This is a genomic window from Streptomyces sp. NPDC021225, assembly GCF_044332865.1.
Classification (GTDB): domain Bacteria; phylum Actinomycetota; class Actinomycetes; order Streptomycetales; family Streptomycetaceae; genus Streptomyces.
The window spans coordinates 172,345-188,863 of sequence record NZ_JBIRPV010000009.1 but is presented as its reverse complement, the minus strand read 5'-3'; the positions used below and the strand labels follow the sequence as shown (position 1 = coordinate 188,863).

1 protein-coding gene is annotated in these 16,519 nt (G+C 75.1%); it reads right to left on the bottom strand.

Annotated elements, in window-relative coordinates:
• Positions 1-67: 67 nt before the first annotated feature.
• Entirely contained in the window at positions 68-16,483 is a 16,416-nt protein-coding gene (locus ACH4S9_RS33495; protein WP_398375332.1) for a type I polyketide synthase, read from the bottom strand.
• Positions 16,484-16,519 lie beyond the last annotated feature (36 nt).

Genomic DNA, 16,519 nt, shown 5'->3' with positions numbered 1-16,519 from the left:
GGATCCCATCCGTGTCCTGCGCCCCTTTTCCTGCTCGCCGCTCACGTTTCCTGCTCGCCGCTCACGCTCAGATGCCGAGTTCGTTGTCGATGAAGTCGAAGACCTCGTCCCGCGTCGCGGAGCGGATGTGTTCGGCCGTGGTGGTCTCCGTGGCCGCCTCGTCCGCGTCACCGCCCCAGCGCGCCAGCAGCGCCTCCAGCCGGGCCACGATGTCCGGGTGGGAGCCCGTGCCCGCCGCGACCGTCGCGAGGCTGCTCTCCAGCCGGTCGATCTCCGCGAGCACCGAGGCCTCGGTGACCTCGTCCCCGCCCAGCGCGGCCCGCAGATGTCCGGCGAGTTCACGGGGTGTCGGATAGTCGAAGATCGAGGTGGCGGGCAGGGTCAGCCCGGTGGCCTCGCTCAGCCGGTTGCGGAACTCGACCGCCGCCAGGGAGTCGAAGCCGAGGTCCCGGAAGGGTTTGCCCGGCTCGATCCCGTCGATGGTGGCGTGTCCGAGCACCTGGGCCGCCTGGGTGCGGATCAGCTCGACCAGCGCCTGCTGCCGCTCGGGGCCGGAGAGTCCGGCGAGCCGCTGGTCCAGCCGCGCCGCGGTGTCCGGCGCGGGCTCGGCGGGGGCCTGGGCCCGCCGGGCCTCGGGGATCTCGTCGAGCAGGGTGCTCGGCCGCGCCGCGGTGAACGACACCGCGAACCGCTCCCAGTCGACGTCCGCCACGGTCAGCAGCGGCTCGTCGTGGTCGATGGCCTGCTGGAGCACATCGAGCGCCGCCTGTGGTGCGAGCGGGCGGACGCCGCGCCGCCGCAGATGCGCCTCGGCGTCGTCCCGCGCGGCCATGCCGCCCCCGCCCCAGGGTCCCCAGGCGATCGAGGTGGCGGTGCGGCCACGGGCCCGGCGCCGCTGGGCCAGGGCGTCGAGATACGCGTTGGCCGCGCCGTACGCGCCCTGGCCGGCGCCGCCCCAGACCCCTGCGGTCGACGCGAACAGCACGAAGGCGTCCAGGTCGGTGTCGGCGAACAGCTCGTCGAGGTTGCGCGCGCCGTCGACCTTGCCGCCGCAGACGGCCGCCAGCTCCGCCGGGCCGGTGTCCGCGATACCGGTGGGCGACGCGATGCCCGCGGTGTGCATCACCGCACCGACCTTGACGCCGTCGGCCGTGAGTTCGCTGAGGAGGGCGGCCAGCGCCTCCCGGTCAGCGACATCGCAGGCGGCCACCGTCACCCGGGCACCCAGCTCGATGAGTTCGGCCTCCAGCTCCGCGGCCTCGGGCGCGGCCGGGCCCCGGCGGCTGGTGAGCACCAGGTGTTCGGCTCCGGCGCGGGCCAGCCGACGGGCCACATGGGCGCCCAGCGCCCCGGTGCCTCCGGTGATCAGCACGGCTCCGCGCGGCGTCCAGCGGGGTCCGGCGTCCGGGGCGGTCAGCGGCGCCCTCGTCAGCCGCCGGGCCATCAGCCCGCCGGACCGCACGGCCACCTGGTCCTCGCCCGTGGCGCCCGCCAGGACGGCGCACAGCCGGGCGGCGGCGCGCGGATCCGCGTTGACGGGCAGATCGACCAGCCCGCCCCAGCGATCGGGGTGTTCGAGGGCGGCCACCCGGCCGAGGCCCCACAGCTGGGCCTGGTCGGGGTCGACGTCCTGGTCGCCCGCGACCGCCACCGCGCCACGCGTCACCCACCACAGGGGCGCCGCGATCTCGAGCTCGCCCAGCGCCCGTACGAGGGCGAAGCCCGAGCCCAGGGTCCACGACGGGTCCGCGGTGCCGGAGAGCGCCAGCAGGGACAGGACCCCCCGCACGGGCGCGTCGGGCCGGGCGGCGCGCAGCCGCTCGGCGATGGCCTCGGGCGCGTGGCCGGTGAGGTCGGCGCGGACGACATCGACCCCCTGGCGGGCCAGGGCTTCGAGGTACTCGTCGGCGGCCGCTCCGCCAGCGGTGACGACCAGCCAGGTGCCGGTGAGCGTGGCGGCCGGTTCGGCGATCGGCCGCCAGGTCACGCCGTAACGCAGGTCCTGGAGCGCCGAGCGCTCCTGGGAGCGGCGGCGCCAGTCCGACAGCACGGGCAGCATCTCCCGCAGCGGAGAGTGTCCCTTCTCCTCTCCGTCCACGCCCAGCGTGCGCGCCAGCGCGTCCGCGTCCCCGCTCTCCACGGCGGACCAGAACGCCTGGTCGGCCGCCGTGGCGGGGCCGCCGTCGGCGGTGAGCGCGGGCGCGTCCAGCCAGTAGCGCTCGCGTTGGAAGGCGTAGGTGGGCAGGTCGAGCCGCGCGGCCGGGGTCAGCGTGGGCCAGTCGACGGCCGTGCCACGGGTGTGCAGCCGGGCCAGGGCCTGGGTGAACGTGGTGATCTCGTCGTGGTCCGGCCGGGTGGTCGGCACCGCGAGGGAGGGGATCTCCGTGGTGATCGAGGCGAGGTGGTCGGCGGCGAGAGCGGTCAGCGTGGTGTCGGGGCCGATCTCGACGAAGTCCGTGACACTCTGCTCGCCCAGCCACTTCAGACCGTCGGCGAACCGCACCGCCTGCCGGGCATGGCGCAGCCAGTAGTCGACACTGCCGATCTCCTCGGCCGCGAGCACCTCTCCCGTCACGTTGGACACGATCGGGACACGCGGCTCACCCCACGCGACACCGCCCAGCACCTCGGCGAACTCCGCCAGCATCGGCTCCACCAACGGCGAGTGGAACGCCCGCTCCACCCGCAGTCGGCGCGTGCGCCGGCCCTCTTCCCGGGCCAACCCCACCACCCGCTCCACCGCGTCCTCGGCGCCGGACACCACGACCGACCGCGGGCCGTTCACGGCGGCCACCGCCAACCGCTCCGCCTCCCCGCCGATCCACCCGACGACCTCAACCTCCGTGGCCTCCACGGCAGCCATCGCGCCACCCGAAGGCAGCCCCGCCATCAACCGGCCCCGCGCGGCCACCACCCGCGCCGCATCCCCCAACGACCACACACCCGACACATGAGCCGCCGCCAACTCCCCCACCGAATGCCCGATCAGGAAATCAGCACCCACCCCACACGCCTCAAGCATCCGGAACAGCGCCACCTCGAACGCGAACAGCCCCGCCTGCGTGCAGTCCGTTCGATCCACCAACTCCGCCTCCGCCGAACCGGCCTCGGCGGAGAGAACCTGGTCCAGCGGCAGGCCGAGCAGTCCGTCGAACGCCTTGCAGACCTCTTCGAGCGCCTCGGCGAACACCGGCAGCGCCGACAGACCACGGCCCATCCCCGGCCGCTGTGAACCCTGACCCGAGAACAGGAAGGCGGTCGAGCGGCCGGATGTCGCCACTCCCGACACCACGTGCTCCGTGGTCTCCCCTGACACCACCGCGGCCAGGCCGCGCAGATGGTCCTCGCGGTTCCCGGCGATCACCACGGCGCGGTGTTCCAGCGCCGCGCGCGAGGCCTCCAGCGACCAGCCGATCCGCGCGGAGTCCGCCTCACTCGCGATGGCGAACTCGCGCAGCCGCGCGGCCTGGCCGCGCAGTCCGGCCGCCGAGCGGCCCGACACCACCCACGGCACGGGACCGGAAACCGGAGCCGCGTCGATGGGCGCCCCGCCGTCGTTCCGACCCTCGTTCCGGTCGTCGGGCGCCTGCTCGATGACCACATGTGCATTGGTGCCGCTGATGCCGAAGGAGGACACCGCCGCACGGCGCGGCCGCTCGTCCTGGGGCCACGGCCGGCCCTCGGTCACCAGCTCCACCGCACCCGCCGACCAGTCCACATGCGGGGTCGGCTCATCCACGTGCAACGTACGCGGCACCAGCCCATGGCGCATCGCCAGCACCATCTTGATGACCCCGGCGACGCCCGCCGCGGCCTGGGTGTGGCCGAGGTTCGACTTCAGCGAGCCGAGCAGCACCGGGTGGTCGTCCGCCCGCTCCTGTCCGTAGGTCGCGATCACCGCCTGTGCCTCGATGGGGTCGCCGAGCGGGGTGCCGGTGCCGTGCGCCTCGACCACGTCCACCTCGGCGGCGGACACCCCGGAACTGGCGAGCGCCTGACGGATGACCCGCTGCTGCGACGGGCCGTTCGGCGCCGTCAGCCCGTTCGACGCGCCGTCCTGGTTCACCGCCGTGCCCCGCACCACACCGAGGATCCGGTGTCCGTTGCGCCGGGCGTCCGACAGCCGCTCGACCAGCAGCAGGCCCACGCCCTCCGACCAGGTGGTGCCGTCCGCGCCGGCCGCGAAGGACTTGCAGCGGCCGTCCGGCGCCAGCCCCTGCTGCCTGCTGAACTCCACGAAGGCGGCCGGGGTCGACATCACGGCCACGCCGCCGGCCAGGGCGAGCGAGCACTCGCCCTGACGCAGCGCCTGCGCCGCCAGGTGCAGGGCGACCAGCGAGGACGAGCAGGCGGTGTCCACCGTGACGGCGGGGCCCTCGAAGCCGAAGGTGTAGGCCAGACGGCCGGTGGCGATGCTGCCGGTGTTGCCGTTGCCGAGGAAGCCCGCGACATCCTCCGGGACGGTCCGCAGCCGGGTGGCGTAGTCGTGGTGCATCAGCCCGGCGAACACCCCGACCCGGCTGCCCCGTACGGCGCCCGGGTCGATGCCCGCGTCCTCGAACGCCTCCCAGGACGTCTCCAGCAGCAGCCGCTGCTGCGGGTCCATGGCCACGGCCTCGCGCGGCGAGATGCCGAAGAAGGAGGGGTCGAACTCGGCTGCGTCGTAGAGGAAGCCGCCCGCGCCCACCGGGCCGTCGGGTCCGTGCAGCTCCGCGACGTCCCAGCCGCGGTCGTCGGGGAACCCGGAGATCGCGTCCCGGCCGTCCATGACCAGCTGCCACAGATCCTCGGGCGACCGCACCCCGCCCGGGTAGCGGCAGCTCATCCCGATGATCGCTATCGGCTCGTCGGCCGCGGCCACCGTGCGCGCCTCGTCGGCGACGGTCTCGCCGGTCACCAGCTGGGACCGCAGGTGGGCGGCCAGCGCCGCGGGGGTCGGGTAGTCGAACACCAAGGTGGCCGGAAGCCGCACGCCCGTCGCGGTGGCGAGCTGGTTGCGCAGCTCCACGGCGGTCAGCGAGTCGAAGCCGAGCTCGGAGAACGGCCGGTCGTCCGCGACAGCGCTGCCCGGCGCGTGGCCCAGGACGGCGCCGACGTGCCGCAGCACCAGCTCGAGCAGGGCCTTGTCGCGCTCGGCCTCGGACATCGTGTGCAGCCGCTCCCGCAGCCCCGTGTTCGCGCCGACCCGCGCGGCACGCCGGGCCGGGGTGCGCACCAGCGCCCGCAGGGCCGCGGGGACGGCCGAGCCAGCACCGCGTACGGCGGCGAGGTCGAGCGCCATCGGCACGAGCACCGGCTCGTCGGCGGCGAGGGCGGCGTCGAACAGCGCGAGCCCGTCCTCGACCGACAGGGCCGAGATCCCGCCGCGGGACACCCGCGCCAGGTCGCGCTCGCTCATGGCGCCGGACATGGTGGAGCGCTGCTCCCACAGGCCCCAGGCCAGCGACCGGGCGGCCAGGCCCCGGGCGTGGCGGTGGCTCGCCAGCGCGTCCAGGAACGTGTTGGCCGCGGCGTAGTTGGCCTGGCCGGCGGCCCCCGTCACACCCGCCGCCGACGAGAACAGCACAAAAGCCGTCAGGTCCATTCCGGCGGTGAGCTCGTGCAGGTTCCAGGCCGCGTCCGCCTTGGGGCGCAGCACGGCGTGGAGCCGCTCGGGGGTCAGGGAGGACACGATTCCGTCGTCGACCACACCGGCGGCGTGGACCACGCCGCGCAGCGGCCGGTCGGCCGGGATGGCGGCCAGCGCGCCGGCCAGGCTGTCGCGGTCCGCGGCGTCGCAGGCCACCACGGTGGCCTCGGCGCCCAGCTCGGCCAGTTCGGCCACGAGTTCCCCGGCGCCCGCGGCCCGGGCGCCCTGCCGGCCGACCAGCAGCAGGTGGGCCACGCCGTGGACGGCGGCCAGGTGGCGGGCCACGGCGCCACCCAGCGTGCCAGTGCCGCCGGTGATCAGGACGGTGCCGCTCGGATCCCAGACGGGCGCCGCAGCATCGCCGGGCGCCGCCGCCCGGGTCAGCCGGGGTGCGTACAGAACGCCGTCGCGGAGCGCCAGTTCGGGTTCGTCCGCGGCCCGCGCGGTCAGTACGGCGCGGATCAGCCCGGCCGCCGCCGCGTCGGGATTGCCTTCGGTGTCGGGGTGGTCTTCGGCATCGAGGTCGAGCTGCACGATGCGGTCCGGGTGCTCCGACTGGGCGGAGCGCACCAGACCCCGCACCGCGGCCTGCGGCAGGTCGGGGGCCCGTCCGTCGACGGAGGCCGCGTGACGGGTGACCAACACCAGCCGGGCCCCGTCGGGCCGGTCGTCGCCGAGCCAGGCGCGTACGGTCTCCAGTGCCCAGCCGGTGGCCGCCCTGGTCGCGTCCGGCGTGTCCCCGGGGAAGTCCGGGCACACCGCGAGCACCGCGTCCGGGGCGGGGGTGTCCTCGCGGTCGACGGCGGCCGGCGCGGCCAGGTCCTCGTACCGCTCGGCGTCGATCCCCGCCGCGCCGATCAGCGCGTCCGCGTCGGCCCCGAGGGCGGCCCACCGGAGGGCGGCCGTGCCGTCCTGCCCGGCCACCGGGGCCACCTCGGCCCAGCCGGGTCGGAAGAGCGAATCGCCGTGGCCACGCGCCGCCTGGAGCTGATCGCCGGTGACCGGACGCAGCGCGAGCGCGTCGATCGACGCCACCGGCAGCCCCTCGCCGTCGGCCACCGTCACCGCGATCCCGGCGGCGCTGGTCGGGGAGAGACGGACGCGCAGCGCCGTGGCCCCGGTGGCGTACAGCCGCACGCCCTGCCAGGAGAAGGGCAGACCGCTCGGGGCGTCGGTGCCGTCCGTCGCGGTCAGCAGGGAGATGCCGTGCAGCGCCGCGTCGAGCACCGCCGGGTGCAGGCAGTAGCGGTCGGCGTCAGCGGCCGCCGCCTCGGGCAGGCGGACCTCGGCGAACACCTCGGCGCCGCGCCGCCAGGCCGCGGTGAGCCCCTGGAACGCAGGTCCGTAGCCGAGCCCACCGTCGTTCAGCCGGTCGTAGACGCCGTCGAGCGCGACGGGCGCGGCGCCCTCGGGCGGCCATACGCCGGGCTCGGCGTGGCCCGTCGGCGCACCGTCGGAGAGCACACCCGTGGCGTGGGTGGTCCACTCCTCGGTGTCCTGGCGCCGCGCGTACACCGCGAGGGTCCGGCGGCCGCTGTCGTCGGCGCCGCCCACGGTCAGCTGGACCCGCACGGTGGCGTCCTCGGACAGGATCAGGGGTGCGTGCAGGGTCAGTTCCTCGACCACGTCGCAGCCCACTTCGTCGCCCGCGCGCAGCGCCATGTCGACGAAGGCGGCACCGGGGAACAGAACGGTGTCCAGCACCGCGTGGTCGGCCAGCCAGGGCTGTTCGGCCAGCGAGAGCCTGCCCGTGAGCAGTACGCCGTCGCCGTCGGCCAGGCCGACGCGCGCGCCGAGCAGCGGATGGTCGGTGGCCTCGAGCCCGACGGAGCCGACGGCTGCGTCCACGCCCACCGGAGCGGTCCGCTCGGGCCAGTAGCGCTGCCGCTGGAAGGCGTAGGTGGGCAGGTCGAGCCGCGCGCCCGGGGTCAGCGTGGGCCAGTCGACGGCCGTGCCCCGGGTGTGCAGCCTGGCCAGGGCCTGGGTGAACGTGGTGATCTCGTCGTGGTCCGGCCGGGTGGTCGGCACCGCGACGGCCATGTCTGCCGCAGCCTGGTCGGCGGCCAGACTGCTCAGCGTGGTGTCGGGGCCGATCTCGACGAAGTCCGTCACACCCTGCTCGCCCAGCCACTTCAGACCGTCGGCGAACCGCACCGCCTGCCGGGCATGGCGCAGCCAGTACTCCACACTGCCGATCTCCTCGGCCGTGACCACCTCACCGGTCACATTGGACACGATCGGAATACGCGGCTCACCCCACGCGACACCGCCCAGCACCTCGGCGAACTCCGCCAGCATCGGCTCCACCAACGGCGAATGGAACGCCCGCTCCACCCGCAACCGCCGCGTCCGCCGACCCTCCTCACGCGCGAGACCGACCACCCGCTCCACCGCGTCCTCGGCGCCGGACACCACGACCGACCGCGGACCGTTCACCGCGGCCACCGCCAACCGCTCCGCCTCCCCGCCGATCCACCCGACGACCTCAACCTCCGTAGCCTCCACGGCAGCCATCGCGCCACCCGAAGGCAGCCCCGCCATCAACCGGCCCCGCGCCGCCACCACCCGCGCCGCATCCCCCAACGACCACACACCCGACACATGAGCCGCCGCCAACTCCCCCACCGAATGCCCGATCAGGAAATCAGCACCCACCCCACACGCCTCAAGCATCCGGAACAGCGCCACCTCGAACGCGAACAGCCCCGCCTGCGTGTAATCCGTCCGATCCACCAACTCCGCCTCCGCCGAACCAGCCTCGGCGGACAACACCCGGCCCAACGGCACACCCAACAGCCCGTCGAACGCCCGGCACGCCTCCTCCAGCGCCTCGGCGAACACCGGCAGCGCCGACAAACCACGCCCCATACCCGGCCGCTGCGAACCCTGACCCGAGAACAGGAACGCCACCCGCCGGCCGTCCTGAACGGCACCGCTGGCCACTCCGCTCGCGGACTCCCCCGCGGCCACCGCATCCAGCCCCGCCAGAAACTCCTCGCGGTCCGCCGCGACCACCACGGCGCGGTGCTCCAGTGCGGCCCGCGAACTCGCCAGCGACCAGGCCACGTCCGCGGTCTCAGGGGCTCGGTCGGCCACGAACGCGCGCAGCTGGGCGGCCTGGCCGCGCAGCCCGGCCGCCGTGCGGCCCGACACCAGCCACGGGACGGCCGCGCCTGCCGCGGGCGCCGCCTGCCGCTCCGGCGCGGGAGGCGCGTCGGCCATGGGCGCCTGCTCCAGTACGACATGGGCGTTGGTGCCGCTGATGCCGAACGAGGACACCGCCGCGCGGCGCGGCCGCTCGTCCTGGGGCCATGAACGGCCCTCGGTCACCAGCTCCACCGCACCCGCCGACCAGTCCACATGCGGGGTCGGCTCATCCACGTGCAACGTACGCGGCACCACGCCATGACGGATGGCCATGACGGCCTTGATGACCCCGGCGACGCCCGCCGCGGCCTGGGTGTGACCGAGGTTGGACTTGACCGAACCGAGGAGCAGCGGCCGGTCCTCCGGCCGGTCCTGGCCGTAGGTGGCCAGCAGCGCCTGCGCCTCGATGGGGTCGCCCAGGGCCGTGCCGGTGCCGTGCGCCTCCACCATGTCCACCGCGGCGGCGGACACCCCGGAGTTGGCCAGCGCCTGACGGATCACCCGCTGCTGCGACGGGCCGTTCGGCGCCGTCAGCCCGTTCGACGCACCGTCCTGGTTCACCGCCGAGCCCCGCACGACCGCCAGGACGTCATGGCCGTTGCGCACCGCGTCCGACAGCCGCTCGACCAGCAGGACGCCGACGCCCTCGGCGAATCCGGTGCCGTCCGCGTCCGCCGCGAACGCCTTGCAGCGGCCGTCCGGCGCCAGCCCGCGCTGCCTGCTGAACGACACCATCAGCGCCGGGCTCGGCATGACCGTGACGCCACCGGCGACGGCCAGGGTGCACTCGCCCTGCCGCAGCGCCTGGACGGCCAGGTGCAGGGCCACGAGCGACGACGAGCAGGCGGTGTCCACCGTGATCGCCGGGCCCTCCAGGCCGAAGGTGTAAGCCACCCGGCCGGACGCCACGCTGCTCGCGTTGCCGGTCAGCAGGTGTCCGTCCAGGCCGTCGGAGGCGGTGAACAGATTCACCCCGTAGCCGGACACCGAGCCGCCGAGGAAGACACCGGTCGGGGAGCCGTGCAGGCCGCCCGGGTCGATGCCCGCGCGCTCGAACGCCTCCCAGGTGGTCTCCAGCAGCAGCCGCTGCTGCGGGTCCATGGCCAGCGCCTCACGGGGCGAGATGCCGAAGAACTCGGGGTCGAAGTCGGCCATGTCGTGCAGGAACCCGCCCACGCGGGTGTGCGAGGTGCCCGGCCGGTCGGGGTCCGGGTCGAACAGCGCGTCGAGGTCCCAGCCGCGGTCCGTGGGGAACGGCGACATGGCGTCCCGCTCCTCGGCCACCAGCTGCCACAGGTCCTCCGGTGAGCGCACCCCGCCGGGGAACCGGCAGCTCATGCCCACGATCGCGATCGGCTCGTCAGCCACCACAGCCACCGCCGCGGCAGCCGGAACCGCAGGCGCGGACACGCCCTCGCCATCCGCCCCCAGCCGCAACGCCAGCTCCGCCGCCAGCGCCACGGGGGTCGGGTAGTCGAACACCGCCGTCACCGGAAGCCGCAGCCCCGTCGCCGCACCCAGCCGGTTCCGCAGCTCCACCGCCGTCAGCGAGTCGAACCCCACATCCTTGAACGCCCGATCCGCACCCACCGCCTCGGCACCACCATGCCCCAACACCACCGCCGCCTGCGCCCGCACCAACTCCGTCAACACCCGATCCCGCTCGGCCACCGGCAACAGGGCCAGACGCTCGCGCAGACCGCCCTGCCCGGCAGCGGCGTTCGCGGCCACGCGCTTCGCCGAGGCGCGGACCAGACCGCGGAACAGCGGAGCCACGGCCTCCTGCTTGCGCAGCGCGGAGAGGTCGAGCCGGATCGGCACCACCTGCGGGCGCGGCATCCGGGCGGCCGCGTCGAACAGCGCGAGCCCCTCGTCGGTGGCGAGCGCCTGAACACCCGTGCGGCCCATCCGGTCCAGGTCGACCTGGTCCAGCTGCCCCGTCATCGCGCTGCGGTCGGCCCACAGGCCCCAGGCCAGCGACTGCCCCGGGAGCCCGGCCCGGCGGCGGGCCTGCGCCAGCGCGTCCAGGAAGGCGTTGGCCGCCGCGTAGTTGCCCTGCCCGGGCGCGCCGAACACGCCCGCGGCGGAGGAGAACAGCGCGAACAGCGACAGATCGCGGTCCCGGGTCAGCTCGTGCAGATGCCACGCCGCGTCCACCTTCGGCCGCAACACCACATCCAACCGCTCCGGGGTCAGCGCCGACACCACCCCGTCGTCCAGCGCCCCGGCCGCATGCACCACACCACACAACCCGGGCAACTCACCCAACAGCCCCGCCAACGCCTCACGATCCGCGACGTCACACGCCACCACCCGCGCCATGGCCCCCAGCTCCGCGAGGTCCGCGACAAGCTCCGCGGCACCCGGCGCCTCCGCACCACGACGGCTGGTCAACACCAGGTCAGTGAGGCGATGTTCGGTGGCCAGGTGGCGGGCCACGGCCGACCCGATGACCCCCGTACCCCCCGTGATCAGCACGGTCCCGTCGAGCGGGCCGGACGGCGGGGTGGTCAGCACCACCTTGCCGGTGTGACGGGCCTGGCTGACGTAGCGGAAGGCGTCCGGCGCCTGCCGGGTGTCCCACGCGGTCACCGGCAGCGGCGAGAGCACCCCCTGCTCGAACAGCTCCACCAGGTGCGCCAGCATCTCCTGCACGCGGTCGGGGCCGGCCTCCCCCAGGTCGAACGCCCGGTACGACACGCCGGGCCGCGCGGCGCCGACCTCGTCGGCGTCACGGATATCGGTCTTGCCCATCTCGAGGAACCGGCCCCCCGGCCCCAGCAGGCCGAGCGAAGCGTCCACGAACTCCCGGGCCAGCGAGTTCAGCACCACGTCCACGGCGCGGAACCGGTCGGCGAACTCCAGGGTGCGCGAGGACGCCAGCCGCTCGGCCGGAACACCCATGCCGCGCACCACCGGCCACTTCGGCTCGCTCGCCGTCGCGTACACCTCGACACCGAGGTGGCGGGCCAACTGGACGGCCGCCATGCCCACCCCACCCGCGGCGGCGTGCACCAGCAGCGACTCGCCCGCCCGCACCCCGGCCAGGTCCCCCAGCGCGTAGTAGGCGGTCAGGAACACGGCGGGCACCGAAGCCGCCTCGGCGAACGACCAGCCACCCGGCATACGCACGACCATCCGCGCGTCCGCCACCGCCAGCGGACCCGCGTACGCGCCCGACAGCAGCCCCATCACCCGGTCCCCCACCGCGAGACCGGTCACCTCCGGGCCGACCTCGACCACCACACCGGCGCCCTCGCACCCGAACACCGCGCCGGACAGCGGAACGACGCCCAGCGCGACCAGGACGTCCCGGAAGTTGACGCCGGTCGCGCGCACCGCCACCCGCACCCGGCCCGCGCCCAGCGGCGCCTCGGCCTCCGGGCACGGCACCAGGCGCAGCCCGTCCAGGGTGCCGCCGGTGTCCAGATCCAGGCTCCACGCCTCCGCGCCGTCGGGCACCGCCAGGGCTCCCGCGTCCGTCGGGGAGACCCGGCCGAGCCGTGGCACCGAGGCCACGCCCGAGCGCAGCACGGCCTCCGACTCGCCGGCCGCGGCCGCGGCCGCCACCACGGCGGCCAGCGCCGCCGCCGACTCCGCGGCACCGTCGATGTCCACCTGGAGAATCCGGCCGGGGTGCTCGGAGCTCGCCGAGCGCACCAGGCCCCGCACGGCGGCCTGGACGACATCGACCCGCTCGCCCGGCTCCGCCGCGATGCCCCCACGGGTCACCAGGACCAGCCGGGTGTCCTCCAGTTCGGGGTGGCCGAGCCACTCCCGTACCACGCCGAGCACCTGGGCCAGGAGCGCCCGGCTCGCGGCCGGGGCGTCCGCGCCCGGGGCTGCGGCGGGGCAGGGCAGCAGCACCGTCACGGGCAGCGACTCGTCACCGCGCGCCGCCGCGGCCACCGAGGCGACATCGGGGTACGACGGGGCGTCAAGGCCCGGTACGGCATCCTCGCCCAGGACCGCGACCCGCTCCGCCGCCTCGTCGGAGGCCACCGGCAGCGGCGCCCAGACCACCTCGTACATCGAGTCCACCGCCGGGCCCGCCACCGCGGCCGCGGTGAGCGGTCGGGAGGTGAGCGCGTCGACGGTGAGGACCGGGAGCCCGGCGTGGTCGGTCATCAGCACCGAGACCGCGTCGGGGCCGGCCGGGGCCACCCGGACCCGCGCCGAGGTGGCGCCCGTGGCGTGGATCCGGGCGCCGGAGAAGGAGAACGGCAGCTTGCGCTCCCCGCCGTCCTCCAACAGCACCACCAGGCTGCTCTGCAACCCCGCGTCCACCAGGGCCGGATGCACCCCGAACCGCCCGGCCTCGCCCGCTGCGGGCTCGTCCAGCGCGACCTCGGCGAACACCTCCTCGCCGCGCCGCCACACCGCGCGCAGCCCCTGGAACACCGGCCCGTAGGCGTAGCCCGCCTCCGCGAGGCGCTCGTAGACCCCCTCGGTCGGCACCGGCGCCGCGCCCTCGGGCGGCCACACCGTCTCCGGGGCCGCCGCGGGCTGCTCTGCGCCACCGGCGGCCACCGTGCCCGTCGCGTGGCAGACCCACTCCGCGCCGTCCTCGTCCGGCCCGGGGCGGTGCGGCCGGGAGTGCAGCCGTACCGCGCGCCGCCCCTGCTCGTCGGCCGGGTCGACGCCGACCTGCACCTCGACCGCGGTGCTGTCGTCCGGCACCAGCAGCGGGGCCCGCAGGACCAGTTCCTCCAGCCGGTCGCAGCCGGCGTACTCCCCGGCGCGCAGCACCAGCTCCAGCACGGCCGCGCCCGGCACCAGGGCCCGGCCCGCCACCGTGTGGTCGGCGAGCCAGGGGTGCGAGCCGGTGGACAGCCGGCCGGTGAACAGGGCCCCGCCGCCCTCGGCCACGCCGATCCCGGCCGCCAGCAGCGGATGGCCCAGCGGCGAGAGACCGGCGCCCGCCAGGTCGCCCACTCCGGAGCCGGTCCCCGACAGCCAGTAGCGGCGGTGCTCGAACGCGTACGTGGGCAGGTCCACCCGCTCGGTGTCGCCGCCGAACACGGCCCGCCAGTCGGGCCCGACGCCACGCACCCACAGCTCTGCCAGGGAGGTCAGCACGCGCCCCGGACCGCCCTCGCCGCGCCGCAGCGTCGCCACCGCCGTCACATCGGTGTCCGCGGCATGCCCGGCCTCCTCGATCGCGCCCGCCAGCACCGGATGGGGGCTGACCTCGAGGAACACCGTGCTGTCATCGCCGATGAGGGTCCGTACGGTCTCGTGGAAGCGGACCTGTCCGCGCAGATTCCGGTACCAGTACTCCGCGTCCAGCGCCTCGCCGTCGGCGAGCGCGGCCGTGACGGTGGAGTACATGGGGATGTCCCCGGCCCGTGGGGTGATCGGGGCGGCCAGCTCCAGCAGGGCGTCGCGGACCTGTTCGACATGCGGTGTGTGCGAGGCGTAGTCCACCGCGATCGACCGCGCCCGCAGCCCCTCGGCCTCGGCCGCCGCCATCACCTCGGCCAGTACGTCCGGGGTGCCGCCGAGCACCGTGGCGGCGGGGCCGTTCACGGCCGCGATCCACACCCCGTCGCGGTCGGCCAGCAGCTCCGTCACCCGCTCGGCGGAGGCGGCGACGGACACCATCCCGCCCTGGCCGGCCAGGTCCTCGGCGATCACCCGGCTGCGCAGCGCCACCAGCCGGGCCCCGTCCTCCAGCGAGAGGACCCCGGCCGCGCACGCCGCCGCGATCTCGCCCTGGGAGTGTCCGACCACCGCCGACGGCACCACGCCCATCGAACGCCACAGCGCGGCCAGTGACACCATGACCGCCCACAGCACGGGCTGCACCACGTCCACCCGCTCCAGCGAGCCGCCGCCCCGCAGCACCTCGAGCAGATCCCAGTCGATGTGCGGCGCGAGGGCCTCGGCACACCGCTGGACCGACTCGGCGAACGCGGGCGAGGACTCGAGCAGTTCGGTGGCCATGCCCACCCACTGCGAGCCCTGGCCCGGGAAGACGAACACCACGCCGTCGGGGGCCTGTGCCCCGACGGCACCGCTCACCACGTGGGCGGCGGGCTCCCCGGCGGCGACGGCGTCGAGACCGGTCAGGAAGGCGTCCCGGTCCCCGGCGACCACCACCGCGCGGTGCTCCAGCGCGGCGCGCGACGACGCCAGCGACCACCCCAGGCGCCGGTCCGCCTCGCCGGAGTCGGCGGCGAAGGTGCGCAGCCGGGCGGCCTGTGCGCGCAGTCCCTCGGCGGAACGGCCCGACACCGCCCACGGCAGCGCACCGTCCGCCGCCGCGGGGGCGAAGGGGGCGGGCGCGTCGGAGACCTCCTCGGCCTCGGGTGCCGTGACGGCCGGCGGCTGCTCGATGATCACATGCGCGTTGGTGCCGCTCACCCCGAACGAGGACACGGCGGCGCGCCGCGGCTGCCCGGTCGAGGGCCAGTCGGTGTTCTCGGTCACCAGCCGCACCGCGCCGGACTCCCAGTCCACATGCGGGGTCGGCTCGTCGATGTGCAGCGTCGCGGGCACGGTGCCGTGCCGCATCGCCATCACCATCTTGATGATTCCGCCCACGCCCGCCGCGGCCTGGGTGTGGCCGAGGTTCGACTTGAGCGAGCCGAGCAGCAGCGGGCGGTCGGCGGGCCGGTCCTGACCGTACGTCGCCAGCAGCGCGTCCGCCTCGATCGGGTCGCCAAGCGTGGTGCCCGTGCCGTGCGCCTCCACGACGTCGACCTGCACCGGGGACAGTTCGGCGTCGGCCAGGGCCTGCCGGATGACCCGCTGCTGCGAGGGCCCGTTGGGCGCGGTGAGCCCGTTGGACGCGCCGTCCTGGTTGACCGCCGAGCCGCGCACCACGGCCAGCACCTGGTGGCCGTTGCGCACCGCGTCGGACAGCCGCTCCACCAGCAGGACACCGACGCCCTCGGCGAGACCGGTGCCGTCGGCGCCGCCCGCGAAGGCCCGGCACCGGCCGTCGCGCGACAGGCCCTGCTGGCGGCTGAACTCGACGAACACCTCGGGGGTGGCCATCACCATCACCCCGCCGGCCACGGCCATCGAACAGTCGCCCCGCTGGAGCGCGTTCACCGCCAGGTGCAGCGCCACCAGCGACGACGAGCAGGCGGTGTCCACCGTGATCGCCGGGCCCTCAAGACCCAGGGTGTAGGCGATCCGGCCCGAGATCACGCTGTCCGCGCGGCCGGTGAGCAGATAGCCCTGGACCTCCTCGGGGGCGTCGGTCAGCTCGCCGCCGTAGCCGTGGAAGCTGGACCCCATGAACACGCCGGTGCGGCTGCCGCCCAGCGACGCCGGGTCGATGCCGGCCCGCTCGAACAGCTCCCAGGACGTCTCCAGCAGGAGCCGCTGCTGCGGGTCCATGCCCAGCGCCTCACGCGGCGAGATGCCGAAGAAACCCGCGTCGAAGTCGGCGGCGTCGTACAGGAAACCGCCCCGGTTCACATACGAGGTCCCGGGCCGTTCCCCGGCCACGTCGAACAGCCCCGCCAGGTCCCAGCCGCGGTCCGCCGGCACCTCGGAGATGGCGTCCGTGCCGTCGGCCACCAGGCGCCACAGCTCCTCGGGCGAGGTCACCCCGCCGGGGTAGCGGCAGCTCATGCCGACGATCGCCACCGGCTCACCAACCGCCGCCTCCGCGTCCCGCAACCGTGCCCGCGTCTCCTTCAGCTCCGCGGTGACACGCTTGAGGTACTCGAAGAGCTTTTCTTCATTCGCCATGGGTGACTGGTCCATCCTTGTGATCCCTAGCGGTCG